This is a genomic window from Bilophila sp. T19-St14 (assembly GCF_059728385.1).
In genome coordinates this window covers 1,712,418-1,731,025 of the sequence record NZ_BAAGFT010000001.1, presented here as the reverse complement: position 1 = coordinate 1,731,025, position 18,608 = coordinate 1,712,418, and the positions used below count along the sequence as shown (strand labels likewise).

The 18,608-nt window shown below is 58.6% G+C and carries 17 protein-coding genes; 8 read left to right on the top strand and 9 right to left on the bottom strand.

Annotation, left to right across the window (positions count from 1 at the left end):
- Window positions 1–55: 55 nt before the first annotated feature.
- The 8 genes from hslU (at window position 56) to rfbB (ending at window position 8,163) form a co-directional block, all read left to right on the top strand.
- The gene (gene hslU, locus AC6I1V_RS07465) at window positions 56–1,357 is read left to right on the top strand and encodes an ATP-dependent protease ATPase subunit HslU (protein ID WP_302552107.1); all 1,302 of its coding nucleotides are present in this window, start codon (window positions 56–58) and stop codon (window positions 1,355–1,357) included.
- 17 nt (window positions 1,358–1,374) lie between these two features.
- On the top strand, window positions 1,375–2,259 hold the full coding sequence (gene argB / locus AC6I1V_RS07460) for an acetylglutamate kinase (RefSeq protein WP_308771871.1): 885 nt from the start codon (window positions 1,375–1,377) through the stop codon (window positions 2,257–2,259).
- Window positions 2,260–2,277: 18 nt separating this feature from the next.
- Window positions 2,278–2,472: a hypothetical protein gene (locus tag AC6I1V_RS07455; protein ID WP_308771870.1), complete on the top strand. Its 195-nt coding sequence runs from the start codon at window positions 2,278–2,280 to the stop codon at window positions 2,470–2,472.
- Between the two features lie 6 nt (window positions 2,473–2,478).
- A complete protein-coding gene (locus AC6I1V_RS07450) occupies window positions 2,479–2,997 on the top strand; it encodes a DciA family protein (RefSeq protein WP_302552109.1) in 519 nt (172 codons plus the stop codon).
- Between the two features lie 218 nt (window positions 2,998–3,215).
- Entirely contained in the window at window positions 3,216–3,464 is a 249-nt protein-coding gene (locus tag AC6I1V_RS07445) for a hypothetical protein (protein ID WP_486854515.1), read from the top strand.
- A 1,064-nt stretch (window positions 3,465–4,528) separates the two neighbouring features.
- Complete coding sequence (locus tag AC6I1V_RS07440) at window positions 4,529–5,296, top strand: aspartate/glutamate racemase family protein (protein ID WP_302553038.1); 768 nt, start codon at window positions 4,529–4,531, stop codon at window positions 5,294–5,296.
- 53 nt (window positions 5,297–5,349) lie between these two features.
- Window positions 5,350–6,684 (top strand): nucleotide sugar dehydrogenase, encoded by a 1,335-nt coding sequence (locus AC6I1V_RS07435; RefSeq protein WP_486854165.1) that lies wholly within the window; start codon window positions 5,350–5,352, stop codon window positions 6,682–6,684.
- A gap of 420 nt (window positions 6,685–7,104) precedes the next feature.
- On the top strand, window positions 7,105–8,163 hold the full coding sequence (rfbB, locus tag AC6I1V_RS07430) for a dTDP-glucose 4,6-dehydratase (RefSeq protein WP_486854164.1): 1,059 nt from the start codon (window positions 7,105–7,107) through the stop codon (window positions 8,161–8,163).
- Between the two features lie 914 nt (window positions 8,164–9,077).
- Here the strand turns inward: rfbB and AC6I1V_RS07425 are convergent.
- The 9 genes from AC6I1V_RS07425 to atpB all read right to left on the bottom strand — a co-directional run bounded on the left by AC6I1V_RS07425 (window position 9,078) and on the right by atpB (window position 18,444).
- Window positions 9,078–10,232 (bottom strand): glycosyltransferase, encoded by a 1,155-nt coding sequence (locus tag AC6I1V_RS07425; protein ID WP_486854162.1) that lies wholly within the window; start codon window positions 10,230–10,232, stop codon window positions 9,078–9,080.
- A gap of 149 nt (window positions 10,233–10,381) precedes the next feature.
- A complete protein-coding gene (rfbA, locus tag AC6I1V_RS07420; protein WP_302553042.1) occupies window positions 10,382–11,275 on the bottom strand; it encodes a glucose-1-phosphate thymidylyltransferase RfbA in 894 nt (297 codons plus the stop codon).
- A gap of 278 nt (window positions 11,276–11,553) precedes the next feature.
- Window positions 11,554–12,087 (bottom strand): 4Fe-4S dicluster domain-containing protein, encoded by a 534-nt coding sequence (locus AC6I1V_RS07415; protein WP_337431025.1) that lies wholly within the window; start codon window positions 12,085–12,087, stop codon window positions 11,554–11,556.
- A gap of 192 nt (window positions 12,088–12,279) precedes the next feature.
- Window positions 12,280–14,349, bottom strand: coding sequence for a molybdopterin-containing oxidoreductase family protein (locus tag AC6I1V_RS07410; protein ID WP_486854161.1), 2,070 nt, complete (start codon window positions 14,347–14,349; stop codon window positions 12,280–12,282).
- Window positions 14,350–15,164: 815 nt separating this feature from the next.
- The gene (locus tag AC6I1V_RS07405; RefSeq protein ID WP_302553045.1) at window positions 15,165–15,587 is read right to left on the bottom strand and encodes a hypothetical protein; all 423 of its coding nucleotides are present in this window, start codon (window positions 15,585–15,587) and stop codon (window positions 15,165–15,167) included.
- A 55-nt stretch (window positions 15,588–15,642) separates the two neighbouring features.
- On the bottom strand, window positions 15,643–16,452 hold the full coding sequence (gene truA, locus AC6I1V_RS07400; RefSeq protein WP_486854160.1) for a tRNA pseudouridine(38-40) synthase TruA: 810 nt from the start codon (window positions 16,450–16,452) through the stop codon (window positions 15,643–15,645).
- Between the two features lie 123 nt (window positions 16,453–16,575).
- Window positions 16,576–17,226 (bottom strand): redox-sensing transcriptional repressor Rex, encoded by a 651-nt coding sequence (locus AC6I1V_RS07395; protein ID WP_302553047.1) that lies wholly within the window; start codon window positions 17,224–17,226, stop codon window positions 16,576–16,578.
- A 111-nt stretch (window positions 17,227–17,337) separates the two neighbouring features.
- The gene (gene atpE / locus AC6I1V_RS07390; RefSeq protein WP_302553048.1) at window positions 17,338–17,673 is read right to left on the bottom strand and encodes an ATP synthase F0 subunit C; all 336 of its coding nucleotides are present in this window, start codon (window positions 17,671–17,673) and stop codon (window positions 17,338–17,340) included.
- 69 nt (window positions 17,674–17,742) lie between these two features.
- Window positions 17,743–18,444, bottom strand: coding sequence for a F0F1 ATP synthase subunit A (atpB, locus tag AC6I1V_RS07385; RefSeq protein WP_302553049.1), 702 nt, complete (start codon window positions 18,442–18,444; stop codon window positions 17,743–17,745).
- Between the last annotated feature and the right edge of the window lie 164 nt (window positions 18,445–18,608).

Sequence of the window (18,608 nt, the reverse complement as noted above, 5' to 3'; positions counted from 1 at the left end):
GTGGAAATAAAACAACCATATCCTATGACAAAGGCTTTTTTAAAGAGGAACGCACATGAGTGACTTGACGCCCCGCGAAATCGTCGCGGAACTGGACAAATACATTATCGGGCAGAATCAGGCGAAGCGCATGGTTGCCGTAGCGGTTCGGAACCGTTGGCGCCGCCAGCGCCTTGCGGCGGAACTGCGCAACGAGGTGGCGCCCCGCAATATCATTATGATGGGCCCCACGGGTGTGGGCAAGACTGAAATCGCCCGCCGCCTCGCCAAGCTGTGCTCGGCCCCGTTCATCAAGGTCGAGGCCACCAAGTATACGGAAGTCGGCTATGTGGGCCGCGACGTGGAATCCATGATCCGCGACCTTATGGAAATCGGCATCAACCTTGTGCGGGCCGAAGAGGCCGAAAAGGTCAAGGGCCGCGCCGAAGCCGCTGCCGAGGAGCGCCTGCTCGATCTGCTTCTGCCCTCCGGCGACGGCAGGGAGAACACCCGCGAGAAGCTGCGCGAGCTTTTCCGTCAGGGGTTCCTTGATGACCGCGAGGTCGAGTTCGAGGTGAAGGAACAGTCGCAGCCCATCGGTATGTTGGGCGTGCCCGGCATGGAGCAGCTCGGCGATCAGATGAAGGGCGCGTTCAGCAAGCTGTTCCCCCAGAAGACGCACCGCAAGAAGATGAAGGTCGGCGCGGCGTGGCGCCATCTCATCGAAGACGAGTCCTCCAAGCTCGTGGACGAGGACAAGATCACCGATCTCGCCCGTGAGCGCGTGGAGCAGATGGGCATTGTGTTCATCGACGAAATCGACAAGCTCGCCAGCGGATCGCAGCAGCGTTCCGCCGACATTTCCCGTGAAGGCGTCCAGCGCGACCTGCTCCCCATTGTGGAAGGCAGTGCCGTGAACACCAAGTACGGTCTTGTGAACACGGATCACATCCTGTTCATCGCGGCGGGTGCGTTCCATTTGTCCAAGCCTTCCGATCTTTTCCCCGAACTGCAGGGCCGTTTCCCGCTCCGTGCGGAGCTGGAACCCCTTGGGAAGGAAGAATTTTACCGCATCCTGACCGAGCCCCACAATTCGCTTACCCGCCAATACGAGGCCATGCTTGAGACCGAAGGCGTGCGCATCGAATTTACGGATGACGGCCTGCGGGAAATCGCGGCCTTCGCGGAAGACGTGAACTCCCGCACCGAGAACATCGGGGCTCGGCGGCTGCACACGATCATGGAAAAAATCCTTGCCGACATTTCGTTCGACGCCTCGGAAAAGCGGGGCAGCACGCTGGTCATCGACCGTGAGCATGTGGTTGCCCAGCTTGCCGACGTGCGCGCCGATGCGGAACTGAGCCGGTTCATTTTGTAAGACGCGGAGTCTGTCACATGGACGCAAAACTGCAATCTCAGGTTCTTATCGAAAGCCTTCCCTATTTGCGCAAGTTCCACGGCGAAACCGTCGTCATCAAATACGGCGGGCATGCCATGAAGGATGAGGCGCTCAAGGCCGCCTTCGCCCGGAACATCGCGCTGCTCAAGCTTGTGGGCATCCATCCCGTGGTGGTGCACGGCGGCGGCCCCCAGATCGGGAATATGCTGGAGAAGCTGGAAATCCATTCGGAATTCCGCGAGGGCCTCCGCGTGACGGACGACGCCACCATGAACGTTGTGGAGATGGTGCTGGTCGGCTCGGTGAACAAGGACATCGTCAACCAGATCAACCGGGCCGGGGCGCGGGCCGTGGGCTTGTCCGGCAAGGACGGCATGCTGCTGCACGCCGAGAAAAAAGCGATGGTCGTCACCCGCGAGAACCAGCCGCCGGAAATCATCGATCTCGGCAACGTGGGCCGTGTGACCCGCGTGGAGACTTCGCTGATCTTCTCGCTGATGAAGGATGGGTTCGTGCCGGTCATCGCGCCCGTGGGCGTGGATGACGAAGGGCATACGTACAACATCAACGCCGACGCCGTGGCCGGGGCCGTTGCGGGTGCGCTGCGCGCCCGTCGCCTGCTCATGTTGACGGACGTGGCCGGCGTGCTCGATCCCGAAGGCAAGCTCATCCAGTCCATCCGCGCTGAGGACGCCGCGGGCCTGTACGAGAACGGCACCGTGACCGGCGGCATGATCCCCAAGTTGAACTGCTGCATCGACGCCATCGAACAGGGCGTTGAGAAGGTCATGATCGTCGATGGGCGCGTCGAAAACTGCGTGCTCCTCGAACTCCTCACCGATCAAGGCGTAGGCACTGAAATCGTCGGTGAAGAGCGCTGAGAAAAAACGGCGGGGCGGATGGCGTCAGGCCGTTCCTTTTCCATCGGCCCGTTTTCCGGCGGTGACGGGAATACGCTTCGCAGCTCGGCCTTCCGCGTCAACCTTGTCGTGCGGCATCGGCTTGGCGGGGAAGACGTCCCGCAGTCCGGCCTTCCGCCATTGAAGTTGAAAAAAGCCGGGGGAAAGAGCTTCCCCCGGCACATTCCCGAATGAGGCCCCATGAGCTACGACTACCGCATCCCGCAGGGCCGGGACAAGGACAAACGGACGAACGGCATGTTTTCCCTTGGCGGGAGGCTGGGTACCGTGTTGTCCGCGCTCGGAAGCGGCGAGAAGCTCATGCAGGTTCGCCTGTGGCAGAACTGGGAAATGGTCATGGGGCCGGACATCGCGCCGCTGGCATGGCCTCTCGGCGCACGGAACGGCATCCTCATCGTCGGCGGCGAGGACAACCTTGCGCTTCAGGAACTGTCGTTCATGACCCCGGAAATCCTTGAGCGGGTCAATGCGTTCATGGATGCCCCGGTATTCGATAAGGTCGAACTGCGGCTCGTCATGGGCGACAGGCCGTTGGATCAGGCGCCCGACATACAGCCTTCCACTCGCGTCCGCCCAGCCCCTCCCCGCCCCAGGCACTTGGGCGCCCATCTTGAGGAGATGAACCCGGATTCCCCCGTCGCCCGGTGTTATGCGGCTTACCTGCGGATGCACGGCGTTCCTACGGAACGGAAAAGCTGAAAGGCAGGATTTGGCTCCTGCCTTTTTCGTTGGCTCTGTTATCGTATATGGCTGTTTTATCTTCACAGTACGGTGAAAAGTATAGCCTTTTTTCCCGTTTTCCCCTTGGCGGGATCCACGGCTAAGATATTTTTCCGGTATCTCTTTGGAGTTTCAAGGAAAAAAAGCATCAACCATTTTCTATGACACAGCCTTTTCGTTGGTCTCCGTCATAGCATGTGGTTCTTTATCGCCACGGTATGATGAAAAGAGAGATTTTTTCTCCATCTTCCGTCGATAGGCTCCATGCTTGGGATATTTTATTGATTATTCTTTTGGAGCTTCAAGAAGTAAAGCGCCAGTCATTTTCTATAACACAGCCTTTCGTTATCGCCCCTCAGTTTTTTCCTTGTTTTCCCTACCTGCAAGAGCGCGCTTTTGCCGCACCCTTCATCCTTTCCCCGAAAGCTGATGTAAAAGTTGATTGAGGAAGGCCCCGTCATAGTATCTGGCTATTTCATCTCCGCAGTACACTGAAAATACAGCCTTTTTATTCTGTTTCTTCATTGGCAGAATTCATAGCTGAGACATTTTGCTGTTTATTCCCTTGGAACTTCAAGGAAAAAGCATCAACCGTTTCCCATGACGCAGCCCTTTTGAATAGTTAATATAAAAATAAAGGCTCTGTTATAGTTTGTGGTTGTTTTATCTCCGCAATATGGTGAAAAATACAGCCTTTTTCTCCGGTTTTCCCCTTAGCGGGATCCACGGCTAAGGCATTTTGCCGGTTATCCCTTTGGAGCTTCAGGGAAAAAAGCATCAACCATTTTCTAGAACACAGCCAAAATAAAAGGCCTGCCATAGTATCTGCTTATTTTATATCTACAATATATTGAAAATATAGGATATTTCTCTAGATTTCCATTGATGGGCTCTATGATTGGGGGCATTTTATTGGTTATTTTTTTGGAACTTCAAGAAATAAAGCATCAAGCGCTTCCTAGATCGTGTCGTCAATTATATAATATATTGAAACTATTTAATTATTTTTAATCTGTAAAAATTATTCTAAATTATTTCAAATAGTTATATGTGAAATGACGGTGTGACCTATGCCGCAGCCAAATAAAAAGTATGGCTGTGTCATAGAAAATGGTTGATGCCTTTTTCCTTGAAGTAGCAAGGGAATAAGCAACAAAATGCCTCAACCATGAACTCCACCAAGGGGAAAGCTGGGGAAAAGGCTGTATGTTCACAGTGCTGTGGAGATGAAACAACCACATACTATGACAGAGCCAAAACTATTCAAGGATACGCTCAAGCAAAGGAGTTTTTCCTTTACTCAGGGAAAGATGGGAATAGGGATTCGATAAGGCCGAAAGTCTTTGGAGGTGGAGGGATGGGGGTGTGGGGGAAGGGAGGAGGAAGCCTTTCTCCAGAAAGGTTCCTCCTCCCTTCCCCCACATTCCCCACCCCCTAAAAAGCTTGTCCCCTCATGCAAGCTCAGCTAAACTGCCTCACAGCAAGACTGAGCTTTTGGAGGGCAAACGCAATGAAAACGGATACCGGGGCCATAGGTGTTCTGGGCGGCGTGGGGCCGTATGCCGGCCTTGACCTTATGCGCAAGATTTTTGATCAGACCGAAGCGAGCTGCGATCAGGAACACCTTTCCGTGATCCAGTATTCCCTTTCTGAACATATCATCGACAGAACGCGCTTCCTGCTTGGGGAGACGGATGAAAACCCCGGTGAAGCCATCGGCGAAATCATGGTGCGCATGGCGAAGGCCGGGGCCACCGTTATCGGCGTGCCCTGCAATACGGCGCACAGCCCTCGGATCATGGACGTAGCCGTCGCCATGCTGCATGAGGCGGCTCCGCAGGTGCGCTTTGTCCATATGATTGATGCTGTGGTTGCCTTCATCCGTGAGAGCCTGCCCCATGCCCGGACGATCGGCGTCCTGAGCACCAAGGGAACCTACGCGACCGGGCTCTATCAGGATGCCCTTTCCGCTGCGGGATTCGTCCCCTTGTTCCCGGATGAGGAAGGCCGCGAGCGTGTCCAGCAGGCCATCAGCAATACTGCATACGGCATCAAGGCCCAGTCGAATCCGGTGACGCCGGAAGCGCGCGCGGCGTTGCTTGCCGAGGCGGAAAAGCTGGTGGGGCAGGGGGCCGACGCCGTGATCCTCGGCTGTACGGAAATCCCGCTGGCGCTCACGGAACCCGACCTGCACGGCGTTCCGCTGCTGGACGCCACCAAGGTGCTTGCCAGGGCCCTCATCATCGCTTTTGCTCCTGAACGTCTGAAAAAAGCTTAAGCCTGTTTATTTTCAGAGTATTGCGCTTTCCTTTTACATAGTAGGGACTGCCTATGTCTGTTTCTTTGCCTTCCATTGCGTCTTTCCATCAGGGCGCGCACTCGGTGGCCGTCGTCGGCCTCGGGTATGTCGGCTTGCCGCTGGCCGTCGCTTTTGCCCGGCATTTCAGCGTGATCGGGTTTGATTTGAACGCCGCCCGCGTGGAAGAGCTTTCCGCGGGCATTGATCGGACAGGCGAAGTGGACTCGGCGGCGCTGCAAGCTTCCACGGCTCGTTTCACCAGCGATCCGGCGGCGCTCCGCGAGGCGAGCGTCATCATCGTGGCGGTTCCGACGCCGATCGACGAGCACCGGAACCCGGACTTGTCCCCGGTGGAAGGGGCTTCCCGGACTGTGGGGCGGCATTTGTCTCGTGACGCGGTCGTCGTGTACGAGTCCACGGTTTATCCGGGCGTGACTGAAGAGGTCTGCGTCCCGATCCTTGAGGCCGAATCCGGCCTGCGGTGTGGAGCCGACTTCACGGTGGGCTATTCTCCGGAACGGATCAACCCCGGCGACAAGGTGCATACCCTTGAAACCATCAAGAAGATTGTTTCCGGGAGCGACGCGCCGACGCTGGATCTGCTGGCGGAGCTGTACGGGACGGTCGTGCGCGCGGGCATCCACCGTGCCCCCAGCATCAAGGTTGCGGAAGCCGCCAAGGTCATTGAAAACACGCAGCGCGACCTGAACATCGCGCTGATGAATGAGCTGTCCATTATCTTTGACCGGCTCGGCATTGATACGCTGGATGTGCTGGAAGCCGCCGGGACCAAGTGGAACTTCCTGCCGTTCCGTCCGGGGCTGGTCGGCGGGCACTGCATCGGAGTGGACCCGTACTACCTGACCTTCAAGGCCGAGGAGCTCGGCTGCCATCCGCAGGTCATTCTGGCCGGGCGGCGCATCAACGACGGCATGGGCAAGCATGTGGCGGAAACGTGCGTCAAACTGCTGATCCGGCAGGGGCGGCTGGTCAACGCGGCCCGCGTGGGCATCCTCGGCTTTACGTTCAAGGAAAACGTGCCGGACTTGCGGAACACCCGTGTTATCGACGTGATCCGCGAATTGCAGGAATACGGCGTCGATGTGCTGGTGCACGATCCGCTGGCCGATGCCGGGGAAGTGCGCCATGAATATGGCCTCTCTTTTGCGGCGCTGGATGAGCTCGCCAGCTTGGACGCGCTGATTCTGGCCGTGCCGCACAAGGCGTACGCCGAAAACGGCGTTTTGGAACCGGCGGCCCTGCACGCACGGTTTGCCGTGCCCGACAAGGCCCTTCTGCTGGATGTGAAGGGCTGTCTTTCGCCCAGTGCCGTGCAAGCCGAAGGCATGGCCTACTGGAGGCTTTAGGCGGGGCTGAGGGGCGCCCCCGCCCCGCTCCTTTGCGTCGGGGCCGTACGCATATTCCCCCGATATGCCCCGTCCGCGCAGCCTTGTATCCTTTGGGGTGGAGGCGGTTCGTATTGGGGGAGTGTTCCGTATTCTGTAAGGCTGTGTCATGAAAAATGGTTGATGCCTTTTTCCTTGAAGTTTGAATGGAATAACCAATAAAAGTCTCAGCGATAAAGTCCGCCAAGGGAAAACTGGGGAAAAGTCTGTATTTTCACCGTGCTGTAGAGATGAAACAACCACGTGCTATGACAGGGCCTTCTGTAAAGAAATCAAGGGCCGGATGCGGGGCATTATCGGGGGAAAATGCCTCCGCCCCCCGGCGATGAGGCCGCTGCGGGCATTTGATGTATTTCCCAAATCTGTCTGGAAGGTATCCGAATGAAGACAGTTCTTGTAACCGGAGGCGCGGGGTTTATCGGTTCCTGCTATGTGCTGTCCCGGCGCACTGCGGGGGAGCGGGTCGTCAACCTCGACAAGCTCACCTATTCCGGCAACATCGACAACTTGGCGTCCCTTGATGGGGATGCCGAGCATATTTTCGTCCGGGGCGATATCGGGGATGCGCTGCTCGTCCGCCAGTTGCTGCATCATTACCAGCCCGATGCGGTCATCAATTTTGCCGCCGAGAGCCATGTGGATCGCTCCATCCATGACCCGGATGCCTTCGTCCGCACCAATGTCCTTGGAACCTGCACCCTCCTGCGCGGCGTATTGGAATGGTGGAAAGAGCTGTCCGAAGAAAGGCGGAACGCTTTCCGTTTCCTGCACGTTTCCACGGATGAGGTGTACGGGACGCTCCGCCCCGGCGAGCCCGCCTTCACGGAGGCCACCCCGTATGCGCCGAACAGCCCCTATTCGGCATCCAAGGCGTCCAGCGATCATTTCGTGAGGGCCTATCACGAAACCTATGGGCTGCCTACGCTCATCACGAATTGTTCCAACAATTACGGCCCGCGCCAGTTTCCTGAGAAGCTCATCCCCTTGGTCATCCTGAACGCGCTGTCTGGAAAGCCGCTGCCCATTTACGGCACCGGGGAGAATATCCGTGACTGGCTGCATGTGGAAGACCACTGCGAGGCCATCGCCGCGGTATTGGAAAAAGGGACGCCGGGAGAGTGCTATAATATCGGCGGGCGCTCCGAGCGGGCCAATATCGACGTCGTGCGGAGCATTTGCGGCATCCTTGACGAACTCCGCCCCACAGCGGCCCCCTATGAAAAGCAGATAACCTTTGTGGCGGACAGGCCGGGCCACGACTTGCGCTATGCCATTGACGCCACGAAGATCGAACGGGAGATCGGCTGGGTTCCGCGCCGCCGTTTTGAGGAAGGGCTTCGGGAAACAGTGGGCTGGTATCTTGAGAATGCCGCGTGGGTGGAGAGCATCCAGAGCGGGGAATACCGCCAATGGCTTGAAACGAATTATAGCGGGCGGTAGGCTGTACGAAGCTGCGGCGGCTCACGTCAAGCCGCGCGCTGGATCGGCGGTTTCAAAAGGCCCTGCCGGAACAAACGGTTGCTCTTGCGTTTCTTGGGATTCCAAATGAAAAATCAAGGGGATGGCTCATATATGGGGGCAATCGGCAGAAGGGAGCATAAGATTACAGCGCAGAACATTTTCTCGCCCTCGCCAAAAACGCCAAGATATCCTGAAAAACAAGGGGAAAGTTTCAAGGGCTCTGGGGCTACGGCGACCAATTGTCTCCTAGGATCAGACCTTGATGGTTATTCTGTTGCATGATTGCGCCAATCGCGAACCATGACGGGGCCTTTCCAAAAGGCTGTGTTATAAAAATGGTTGATGCTTTTTTCCTTGAAGTTCCAAAGGGATAACTGGAAAAATGCCTTAGCCGTGGATCCCGCCAAGGGGAAAACCGGATAAAAAGGCTGTATTTTCACCGCACTGTGGAGATGAAACAACCACAAACTATAACAGAGCCTTCCAAAAGCATGGGAACCGAGGGCGGGGAAATGCATCAAGGGGCGCCAGCCTCCGGGGGCATTCCCCGTTTACCTACAACGGCGGCTGAAAGCGCCGGGATAGCGAACCGCGGATGTTTCCCTGCTTTTTGGGGGAAGGCACTGCCATCGTATGCGGCTGTTTCATCTCCACAGCGCAGTGAAAATACAGCCTTTCTTTCTTTCTTTCTTCTCTCTCTCTCTCTCTCTCTCTCTCTCTCTCTCCGGTGTTCCCCTTGGCGGAATCCATAGCCAAGGCCTTTGGCTGGTTATTCCTTTGGAACTTCAAGGAAAAAAGCATCAGCCGTTTTCTATGGCACAGCCTCCGGGAAAAGGTAACACGGTCATGGGCGCTGGAAAACTACGGCGTTGCAGTCTGCGGGGCGTGGGCTGTCATACCTTGTTTTCAAGGACGTCCGCGATGAAAGCAGTCATCTTCTTCCGAAAGATCTCCTCAGAGAAGCTCTCCGCCTGCCTTTTCAGCCTGTCGCGCGCCCACGCCTGTTCCGTGGAGGCTTCATAGGCGTCGAGTGCCTTGGTCAATGCCTCAGCCGTCTGCCGCTCAAAAAAGATCCCTGTCTCTCCGTCCGTTATGCTGTCCAAGACCCCGCCCCTGCCGTATGCGATAACGGGGCGTCCGGCTGCCATAGCCTCAAGGGGCGTGATCCCGAAATCCTCTTCGCCGGGGAACAGGAAAGCCTTGCAACCCGCATAGAGGGCGGGGAGCGCCGCATTGTCCACGCGGCCCACAAAACTGACGGTCGGCCCGGCCATGCTTTCCAAACGCTTCCGTTCAGGGCCATCCCCCGCGACGACAAGACGCCGCCCGGTACGGGTACACGCCTCCACCGCCAGATCCACGCGCTTGTAGCTCACTAGCTCGCTGAGGCAGAGGTAATAGCTGCCGGGCTCCGGGCTGCCGGGGACATCCTGAAGCGCCGCCATGCGGGGGCTGGAGAAGCGTGAGATGTCGACGGGGGGATGGATGACGGCGGCTTCCTTCCCCCACCAACGCCTGACCCGGCGCGCCACGGTGTGCGAATTGGCGATAACGTGATCGACGCGCTGCGCCGAGGCGTAATCCCACAGCCGCAGGCGATGGAACAGCGGGCGCATGAGCAGGCGCGTCACCGTTCCGGCGGATTCCAGATAGTCTTGATAGAAATCCCAGAGATAGCGCATGGGGGAATGGCAATAGCAGATGTGCGGCGTGTCGGCTCGCGTGATGACCCCTTTGGCGGGCCCGGACTCGCTGGAGATGACGAGATCATAGCCGCGCAGATCCAACTGTTCCAGCGCAAGCGGCATCAGGGGGAGGTATTTCTGGTAATGCCGCACGCTTCCCGGAAGCTTTTGGATGAATGTCGTGTGGATCGGGTGGGAGGTGATGGTTGGGGAGAGCGCCTCGGGGCGGACGACATGCGTATAGATATCCGCCTGTGGAAAAATCCTGCACAAGGCTTCGACGACCTTTTCCCCGCCGCGCATGCCCGTAAGCCAGTAATGGATAATAGCTACGCGCAGATGCGGCAATGTTTTTTCATCCATGCGATATTCCTCGGCGTTTTCTCTGGAAACCTTTTGTGGGGCGGGAACGGTCGGCGGACGCGCCGAACCCATACCCGGCGGGGGCAGCCGTGTGCGTAGCTTGTGGAGGGGATACCTCCCCACCCCTCAGACCGCACCGGGCTGCGGGGTTATTTCCATGACTCGGCGACGCGTTCGGGCAGGGTCATGAGGTAGTCCCCATAGCCGGATTTTTGCAGCGGGGCCGCCAGCTTCATGAGCTGTTCCGTCGAGATGTAGCCCTTGCGCCAAGCGATTTCCTCAATGCAGGAAACTTTGAGGCCCTGCCGGGTTTCGATGGCCTGCACGAACGTGCCCGCCGCCATGAGCGAATCGTGGGTGCCGGTGTCCAGCCACGCGATGCCGCGCCCCATCAGCCCCACATGCAGTTTCCCCGCGTCGAGATAGGCCTTGTTGACGTCCGTGATTTCCAGTTCCCCCCGTGGGGAGGGCTTGATTCCGCGTGTGATGTCCACGACGTCCTGATCATAAAAATAAAGCCCGGCGACGGCGTAGCTGGATTTGGGATGCCGGGGCTTTTCCTCAAGGGAGCGGACTTTCATATCCTGATCGAACTCGACCACGCCGTAACGTTCCGGGTCGCTGACGTGATACCCGAAGACGGTCGCGCCTTCTTCCTGTTCGCGGGCGCTGATGAGGAGATCTTCAAGGCCGTTGCCGAAGAAGATGTTGTCCCCAAGGATAAGGCAGGAGTGGCTTCCCTTGATGAAGTCAGCGGCGAGAAGGAACGCTTGGGCGATGCCTTCCGGCTTCGGCTGCGTAATGTACTCAAAGGAGCACCCCCACTGGCTGCCGTCCCCAAGGAGTTTGCGGAACTGCCAGCCGTCGTCCGGCGTGGTGATGATGGCAACCTCACGGATGCCCGCCAGAAGGAGAACCGACAACGGATAATAGATCATCGGCTTATTGTAGACCGGCAGCAGCTGTTTGCTGACGCTGAGCGTGAGGGGGTGAAGCCGCGTGCCGGAACCGCCCGCCAGCAGGATGCCTTTCCGTGGTGCCATATGTAAAACCTTCCCTTCAAATTGAAGGCTGTGTTATAGAAAATGGTTGATGCTTTTTTTAAATTTCAAAGGATTAACCGATAAAATGCCTTAACCGTGGATCCCGCCAAGGGGAAAACTGGAAAAAAGCTATATTTTTCACCGCACTGTGGAGATGAAACAACCACATACTATAACAGAGCCAAATTGAAACAGGCAAATACCATTTCCAAGGAGGGCAGGGCAAGCGGCGCTTCTTTTGGGGAAAATCCGCATGATGGGCCAGCCGCCTGCAATGCCTATCGGCCCGGCTTTTCTTTCCTTACGAGCTTCAGTGCGCCTGTGGGACAGACGGTGACGCAGGCGGCGTCCAGCCCGGCATCAAGGCGGTCTTTGCACTGATCGCATTTGACGGCTTTCCTTTTGCGGGGATCAACCCAGATCAGGCGATGCGGGCAGGCCCTTTGGCATGCCCCGCAGCCGACGCACGCCTCTTCCCGTATGAAGACGATCCCGTCGCTCTCCCGGCGGATAAGCGCCCCTTTGGGGCAGGCTTCCACACAGCGCGGCTGGGGGCACTGTACGCAGGCCCGGTAGCGGGTATGAAGCACAACCCGGGGCTCCCCGCCCAGCGGTGCGGGCGTTTCCGGACGTGCATGTTTGGCGATGATCGGCGTCGCCTCTTCCGCGGCGTCCTCAAAGCGGGGGCCATCGACAAGCAGGGTTCCGAGGGAAATGCCCGGTGCGCTGTCATGGGCCGCCTTGCAGATGGCTTCACAGGCATGGCAGGCGATGCAGCGATCTTGATCAACGACAAGGCGGTATATGCTCATAGTACCTCACCCGGATGCCTTGCATCCGGCGATTGTTTGCTGATGCGGCGTCCCCGCAGGGGATACGGGGACACGCCCTTTCGGGATATTCACTGTTGCAATGAAAGACGCATTTCAACTATCTGAAGTTCAAAATGAATTTTTGGAAAACCATCGAAAAGCCGAATGTCCCGTCCTTTCCTGAGGGCCGGTTCAGTCCGTTTCCTCGGCTTTTCGGATCGTTATGAAGTGCTCCTGAAGGGCCAGCCCCCCGCCGAGCGGATCTTCATGCTCCAGCCCGCTGATCATGCAGGCTTCGTCGGCCACGCCCTTGCCGAAGGCCCGCGTTTCTTGAGGGGTTTTCCTGCCAAAGCCGTGCAGCATGAAGGCGGCTTCGGGGTGGATGCCCGTGGTCACTTTGGCACGCAAACGACCAACGGGGCCTGCGGCTGTGCGTACTTCAACCCAGTCGCCATCGGCAATGCCAAGGGCTTGGGCCCGTTCCTTGTGAATCCATAACGTATTGGTGGGCGCGAGTTCGGACAGCAAGGGGTTGTTCGTCGTGCTGGCCTGCGTATGCAACGCCGCCCGTCCGGGAATGATGCGGAACTGGTCGGGCGCGGCGGGCCGTCCCGGTGCCGTGTAGGGCGGCAGGGTGTCGTGCCCGGATTCAGCCCATAAACGGCTGCGGGCCTCTATCTTGCCGGAAGGCGTGGGCAGCGTGACTTCCGCAAGGGGTTTCCAGCGCGGAGCGGACGCGAGCGGCACAAAGCCGGTCGCGTCGAACGCCTCTATGCCGAGCCCCGTGCCTTCAAGCTGATAGTTCCATATATCTTCAATGCGTGAGAAGGCGAGCTTGTCGAGCCCAAGGCGGGAGGCGAGGCCGCACAGGATTTCCCAGTCGGCGCGCGTGTCGAAACGCGGCTGCACGGCGCGCTGGCGGCGGAAGAGCTGCGGCTTCAGCCCCAGCTTGGAGGCCAGGATGCTTTCCCTGGACAAAGCCGGGGAGAGCGGCAGCACGATGTCGGCATAGTCCGCCGTGGGCGACCATGTGGTGGTGACGGCGACGATGAGGTCGAGCTTGTCCAGCTTGCCCCGCAGCGTATCCGGGTCGGGCAGCGAAGACAGAATGTTGTGGCGCATCGAGATGTAGGCGCGGATCGGATACGGATCGCCGGTCACGGCGGCGTCGAAGGCCCGGTGGAGCAGGCCGGGCTGCTGCCAGCCGGCCTTGTCCGCCATCGGCTTGGCGACATTGGGGTAGAGTGCCGAGAGGGGCCGCAGCCGCTTTCCCACTTCCTTGGGGGAAAGGCTGATGGGCATGCCGCCGCGCGCGCCGATGGAGCCGAGCAGGGCGTTGATGAGGTAGGCGCTGCGCACGGTGACGAAGCTGTCCGCATACCGGGCCGTGAACCAGCCGGGATACCAGAGGACGCGGGGCGCGGCCTCGGCCAGTTCACGCGCCAGCCTGACGATGCGGCCGGCCTTGATCCCGGTTTCGGTTTCCGCCCACTGCGGCGTACAGGGGCGGACGCGCTCCTCCAGTTCCCCGAAGCCGTCGATATACGGCAGCATCTGGGGATCATAGAGCTTTTCCGAAATCAGCACGTGCAGCACCGCAAGGTTCATGGCGTAATCGGTGCCGGGGCGGACGAGGAAAAAGGTGTCCGCTTTGGCGGCGCTGACGGTGGTGCGGACATCCATGACCGTCACTTTGCAGCCGTTGGCCCGCGCTGCGGTGATGCCAGCGACTTCCGAGAGGTTCAGCGCCTCCAGCGCGTTGCGGCTTTGGAGCACGATGTGTTTCGACTCCCGGTAGTCAATGACGAGACGCCCGCGATCCAGCCCCAAAACGGATGTACAGGCCTGATCCACGTTGCGGGTGCAGGTGACGCCGTGGCTGTAGATGTTGGGCGTGCCGAGGCCGCGCGCGAAGGCTTTGTAGAGATCTGTAAACGGGCCGCCCCGGTGCGAGAACATGACGCTTTCGGGGCCGTATTGATCCCGTATGGCGCGGAGCTTGTCGGCTACGGCGTCGAGCGCCTCTTCCCAGCCGACGGCGCGCCACTTATGCCCTCCGCGGGCCCCCACGCGCATCAGGGGCGACTGCGGGCGCTCGGAATCCTTTTCCAGCGCGAGCGCCGCGATGCCGCGAGGACACAATGCCGAACCCGTGGCTGCGTGGGGATTGCCCTGAATCCAGACCGCTTCGCCGTTTTCGACCCCGACGGCAACCGGGCACCGTGTCCCGCACATGCCGCATACGCTATAGACTGTCTTCATGATGCGTTCCTGTCTGGAAAGAGAGGGTGAGAAAATATGTCGAACGTCCTATTGCTTCGCCCAAAATGTTGCGCGATGGAGGCTGGTTAGCGGAGGTTTCCCCGCATCCGTTCCCTCACGCCGCCCGATATGCCCTTCCAAGGCGCTTCAGTGTACCCCGTCGGGGTATCCCGATCAATGGAGCCGTGCGGGGGAGACATCCGCTTTTGCAGAAAAGCCGCATTTCAACTATCTGAAATTCAAAATGAATTTTTTAGAAAAGCTCTGTCATGGTATGTGGTTGTTTCATCTCCACAGCACGCTGAAACTACAGCTTTTTTATCCGGTTTTCCCATTGGCGGAATCCACAGCCAAAACATTTTGTTGGTTATCCCTTTGGAACTTCAAAGAAATAACCAATAAAATCCCCCAATCACGGAGCCCATCAGCGGAAATATTGGAGAAAAAGTATATATTTCAGTATATTGCTGAAACAAAACAACCATATACTCTGACAGAGCCTTAAAAAATCATCGAAAAGGCGAATGCCTCGCGTGGGGAGGCATTCACGCCTTCAATGGAAATGACGCCATAACAAGCTAAAATAACATATGAATTTTTTTGATATCAGAAAAGCGAATGCACCGCGCCGGGCGTATCCCGGCCCGGACAGGCGAACCCATAAGACTCAAAGCCGTTGGAGCGGCGGCAGGGGAGAAGCTCCCTTGAGAAAGGCTTCTTCTTCTTCTTCTTCCCTCTTCGTTACAGCAAGCGCCAATAAAAACGCCCCGGCTTTTCGTGCGGGGCGCATCCTGACGGGAAAGCGGGCATGGCGCTCAATAGGAAGCGATGTAGTCATCCATGTTCGCCGCCGAGCAGTTGCGGCTTACCCAGAAGGCCGAAGCCCAAACCATGAGGGCCGTGGCTTCGGTATCGTCCAGACGTTTCAGCTTGGCCTCAAGGCTGCTGCGGCTCGCGCCGTAACGGGAAGGCAAATCGGTTTGCTCACACAATTCGGCAACGCGCAGGAGAAGGTAGGAAAGGCGCGTATGGGCGGGGAGCAGGCGCTGATCGCGGTGGGCCGCAATGATGGTTTTAAGCTCCGGGCCGGTAAAGGTGCCTTTGATGGTCGTAATCGCACGGAAAAACGTGTCCACCGCCCACGGCAGAATGAATTCGGCCCCCGCACTCTTTGTGCGGAAGTAGTCCTTCAGCCAGCGTTCCTGCTGCTCGTTGATGCGTGCTGCGACCTGGGGCATGCGCGGCTCCTTGTGAAGAATATTGATGAGACGCTATCGCAGAATCCCTTACTGTTCAAGTGCCTCCGTGCCCGGAAGCTGTAAGCGGGAACGTATCGCCATACCATACTTTTTTCATGGTCAGGCCGCAGGCCGGGGCCGTGAGGGGGGCCATCCGGCGATCGCAGGCGTCAAGGATGCCGGGAATGTCCGCCGGTTCCAGTTTGCCCCGCCCGACGGCGACGAGCAGCCCCATGATGTTGCGGACCATCTGCTTGAGAAAGCCGTCCGCCTCGAAGCGCCATGTGAGTTCAAGGCAGCCGTCGGGGATGCGGCCCTCAGGGGTGCGGGTGATGGACAGGATGGTACGCACCGTCGTGCGGAGATCCGTCCCGGCGTTTTTCAGGCTGGCAAAGTCCCGTTTGCCAAGGAGGTACCGGCTCCCCTCGTCCATACGCCCCACATCCACAGGGCCGCAGGCCCAGACGAAAGGGAAGAGCTGCGGCGGCGTGTAACGCTTGGAAAGCCAGAGGCGGTATTCGTAGGTCTTGCGGACGGCGCTGTGCTGCGCGTGGAAGGTATCCGGCACAAGGACGGCATCCGCGATGCGTATGTCGCGCGGCAGGAGCGTATTGAGGGCCAACTGCCAGTCCATGCGGGCGCGCGATTCGGGAATGTCGAGATGGGCGACCTGCGCTTCGGCGTGAACGCCCGCGTCAGTCCGTCCGGCGCCGTGCACGTGGACACGCTCGCCGAGCACATGGGCCACGGCATCCTCAATGATGTTCTGAATGGTGGGCAGGGGGGAGGCGTTTTTGAGGGCCTGCGTCTGCCACCCGTGGTATTGGGTGCCTACGTAGGCTATCGTCAGCTTGAGGCGGGGCATGGAAGACCTTTGGGAAAGACGAAAACGACAAGAGTCCTGACCCCCGATCCGCAACAACGGCGGGGCTGACGGAACTACAGCATCAGGGCCGGTTCGGAGCGGGGCGTCTGCCCCTCTCCGGGACTACTTGGAACGGTGTTCGCTGCTGGTGATGCTGAAGGCGAGGGCATAGAGATAGTGGAAGAAATCCACGTACTCCACGACGACCTTTTCAGGTACGTGAATCCGGGCCCCCGCAAAGTTCAGGATGCCGCATACGCCGGCTTCGACCAGATGGTCGGCCGCACGCTGCGCACGTTCCGGCGGCGTGGTGATGATCCCGATTTCAATGCCCTTGGCGTCCACGGCGGACTTAAGGTCGCTCGTACACGTGACTTCCAGCCCATAGACCTGCTCACCGATCTTGAACGGATCGCAGTCGAAAGCCCCCACGATGTTGAAGCCGCGGGCCTTGAATTCGGCATGGTGCAGCAGCGCGCGGCCGAGGTTGCCCACCCCGATCAACGCGGCGCGCCATTCGCGGTCGACGCCAAGGGAAGCTTTGATGGCGGCGATGAGGCTGGCTACATTGTAGCCTACGCCACGCACGCCGAATTCGCCAAAATAGGCGAGGTCTTTGCGCACTTGGGATGCGTTCACGTCGCATGCTTCAGCAAGCGGGCCGGAGGAGATGACCTCCACGCCGTTGCGCTGCATGCTTTCAAGCACTTGAACGTACACGGCAAGGCGACGAATGGTGGCTCTGGGAATACGTTCGCTTTTCAATGAGAGCATAGTGGTATCGCATTGCTAAAGTTGGAAAAACAAGAGGAGAGAACGGCGCTGCCGGTCCCTCCCCGGAAACCCCGGCAGGCCGGGGCCCGCCGGGAATAAGCCGCTTGCTTATTAGATGAAGGGGTTGGCGAACAGGATGATCAGGTTCACCACGAGGGAGTAAATGGCCAGCGATTCCACGAAGGCGAGGCCAAGGATGAGGCTGACCTGAATCTTGCCGGCAGCGTCGGGGTTGCGGGCGATGCCTTCGCAGGCGCTCTTCAGGCCGAGGCCCTGACCGATGCCGCAACCGGCGGCGGCGACGGCCATGCCGATGGCGCAGCCGAAGACGGCGAGGCCGAGAGAGGCGGAATCCAGTTTCACGGGAGCGCCGTCGGCGGCGAAGGCGAGGCTGGCGATGCCCATCATGGCCACGGTGCTAAGCAGGGTCACAAGAATCTTGCGCATGTATATTGCTCCTTGAGCGGTTGTATTGTGTTGGTCAGAAGACCATTTCCCCCGAAAGGTACGGCCCCCTTAGTGGGCCGGTTCCATAGCGCCCTTGAGGTAGATGAGGGCCAGCATATAGAAGATGAAGGCCTGCAATACCTTGGCGAGCAGGAACAAGAAGTAGATGGGCAGCGTGCTCACGAGCGGCGCCATGAGGAAGAAGAGCAGGAGCACGATTTCCTCGCCGCGGATGTTGCCGAAAAGACGGAGCGTCAGCGACAGCGGGCGGGCGAGGTGCGAAATGAATTCAAGGATCATCATGAACGGCGCCAGCGGGAGCATGGGGCCCATGAAGTGGTGGATATAGTGGCCGCGCCAGCGCTTGATGCCCTGATAGTTGTAGTACAGGAACACGAACAGGGCCATGCCGATGTTGGTGTTGATGTTGGCGGTCGGGGCGTCGCAGGCGGGGATGAGGCCGAGTATGTTCTGTACGGCGATGAAGAGGAACAGGCCGCCGAGCACGGGGAAGACCTTGCGCCCGTCCTCGCCCATGTTGGTGACGGTAAAGTCCTCAAGCCCGCCTATGATTGACTCGAAAATGTTTTGCATCCTGCCGGGAACCAGCGAAATATTGCGGCGCACAAGCCAGCCGACGGCAAAGAGGATGAGCATGGCCATCCATGTATAGAAGACATGCCTGAATTCCACCGTCTGCCCGGCGATGGTGATATGATCCAGATGAACCAGTTCGGAGATGAGAATCGGCTCAGGAAGTCCGCCTGCCATGTGTGCGCTCCTTCAAATGTCATTTACGCGTACGATGCGTCCGAAAAGAGGCGTCCCCAAGGGTGGCGGACACGCCTTTTCATGCCGGCCGGAATCGGTTCGATAATCGGCTGTAAACACAGCCTCATGGAACTCATGATGCGGCTTGCGCGGGCCCTCTGCAA

Excerpts from the sequence above, each read along its gene's own strand:
- AC6I1V_RS07450 (WP_302552109.1), top strand. The coding sequence starts at position 2,479 with ATGAGCTACGACTACCGCATCCCGCAGGGCCGGGACAAGGACAAACGG.
- hslU (WP_302552107.1), top strand. The coding sequence starts at position 56 with ATGAGTGACTTGACGCCCCGCGAAATCGTCGCGGAACTGGACAAATAC.
- atpB (WP_302553049.1), bottom strand. The coding sequence starts at position 18,444 with ATGGCAGGCGGACTTCCTGAGCCGATTCTCATCTCCGAACTGGTTCAT.
- AC6I1V_RS07415 (WP_337431025.1), bottom strand. The coding sequence starts at position 12,087 with ATGAGCATATACCGCCTTGTCGTTGATCAAGATCGCTGCATCGCCTGC.
- AC6I1V_RS07405 (WP_302553045.1), bottom strand. The coding sequence starts at position 15,587 with ATGCCCCAGGTCGCAGCACGCATCAACGAGCAGCAGGAACGCTGGCTG.
- argB (WP_308771871.1), top strand. The coding sequence starts at position 1,375 with ATGGACGCAAAACTGCAATCTCAGGTTCTTATCGAAAGCCTTCCCTAT.
- rfbB (WP_486854164.1), top strand. The coding sequence starts at position 7,105 with ATGAAGACAGTTCTTGTAACCGGAGGCGCGGGGTTTATCGGTTCCTGC.
- atpE (WP_302553048.1), bottom strand. The coding sequence starts at position 17,673 with ATGCGCAAGATTCTTGTGACCCTGCTTAGCACCGTGGCCATGATGGGC.
- truA (WP_486854160.1), bottom strand. The coding sequence starts at position 16,452 with ATGCCCCGCCTCAAGCTGACGATAGCCTACGTAGGCACCCAATACCAC.
- AC6I1V_RS07435 (WP_486854165.1), top strand. The coding sequence starts at position 5,350 with ATGTCTGTTTCTTTGCCTTCCATTGCGTCTTTCCATCAGGGCGCGCAC.
- AC6I1V_RS07455 (WP_308771870.1), top strand. The coding sequence starts at position 2,278 with ATGGCGTCAGGCCGTTCCTTTTCCATCGGCCCGTTTTCCGGCGGTGAC.
- AC6I1V_RS07440 (WP_302553038.1), top strand. The coding sequence starts at position 4,529 with ATGAAAACGGATACCGGGGCCATAGGTGTTCTGGGCGGCGTGGGGCCG.
- AC6I1V_RS07425 (WP_486854162.1), bottom strand. The coding sequence starts at position 10,232 with ATGGATGAAAAAACATTGCCGCATCTGCGCGTAGCTATTATCCATTAC.
- AC6I1V_RS07395 (WP_302553047.1), bottom strand. The coding sequence starts at position 17,226 with ATGCTCTCATTGAAAAGCGAACGTATTCCCAGAGCCACCATTCGTCGC.
- rfbA (WP_302553042.1), bottom strand. The coding sequence starts at position 11,275 with ATGGCACCACGGAAAGGCATCCTGCTGGCGGGCGGTTCCGGCACGCGG.
- AC6I1V_RS07410 (WP_486854161.1), bottom strand. The coding sequence starts at position 14,349 with ATGAAGACAGTCTATAGCGTATGCGGCATGTGCGGGACACGGTGCCCG.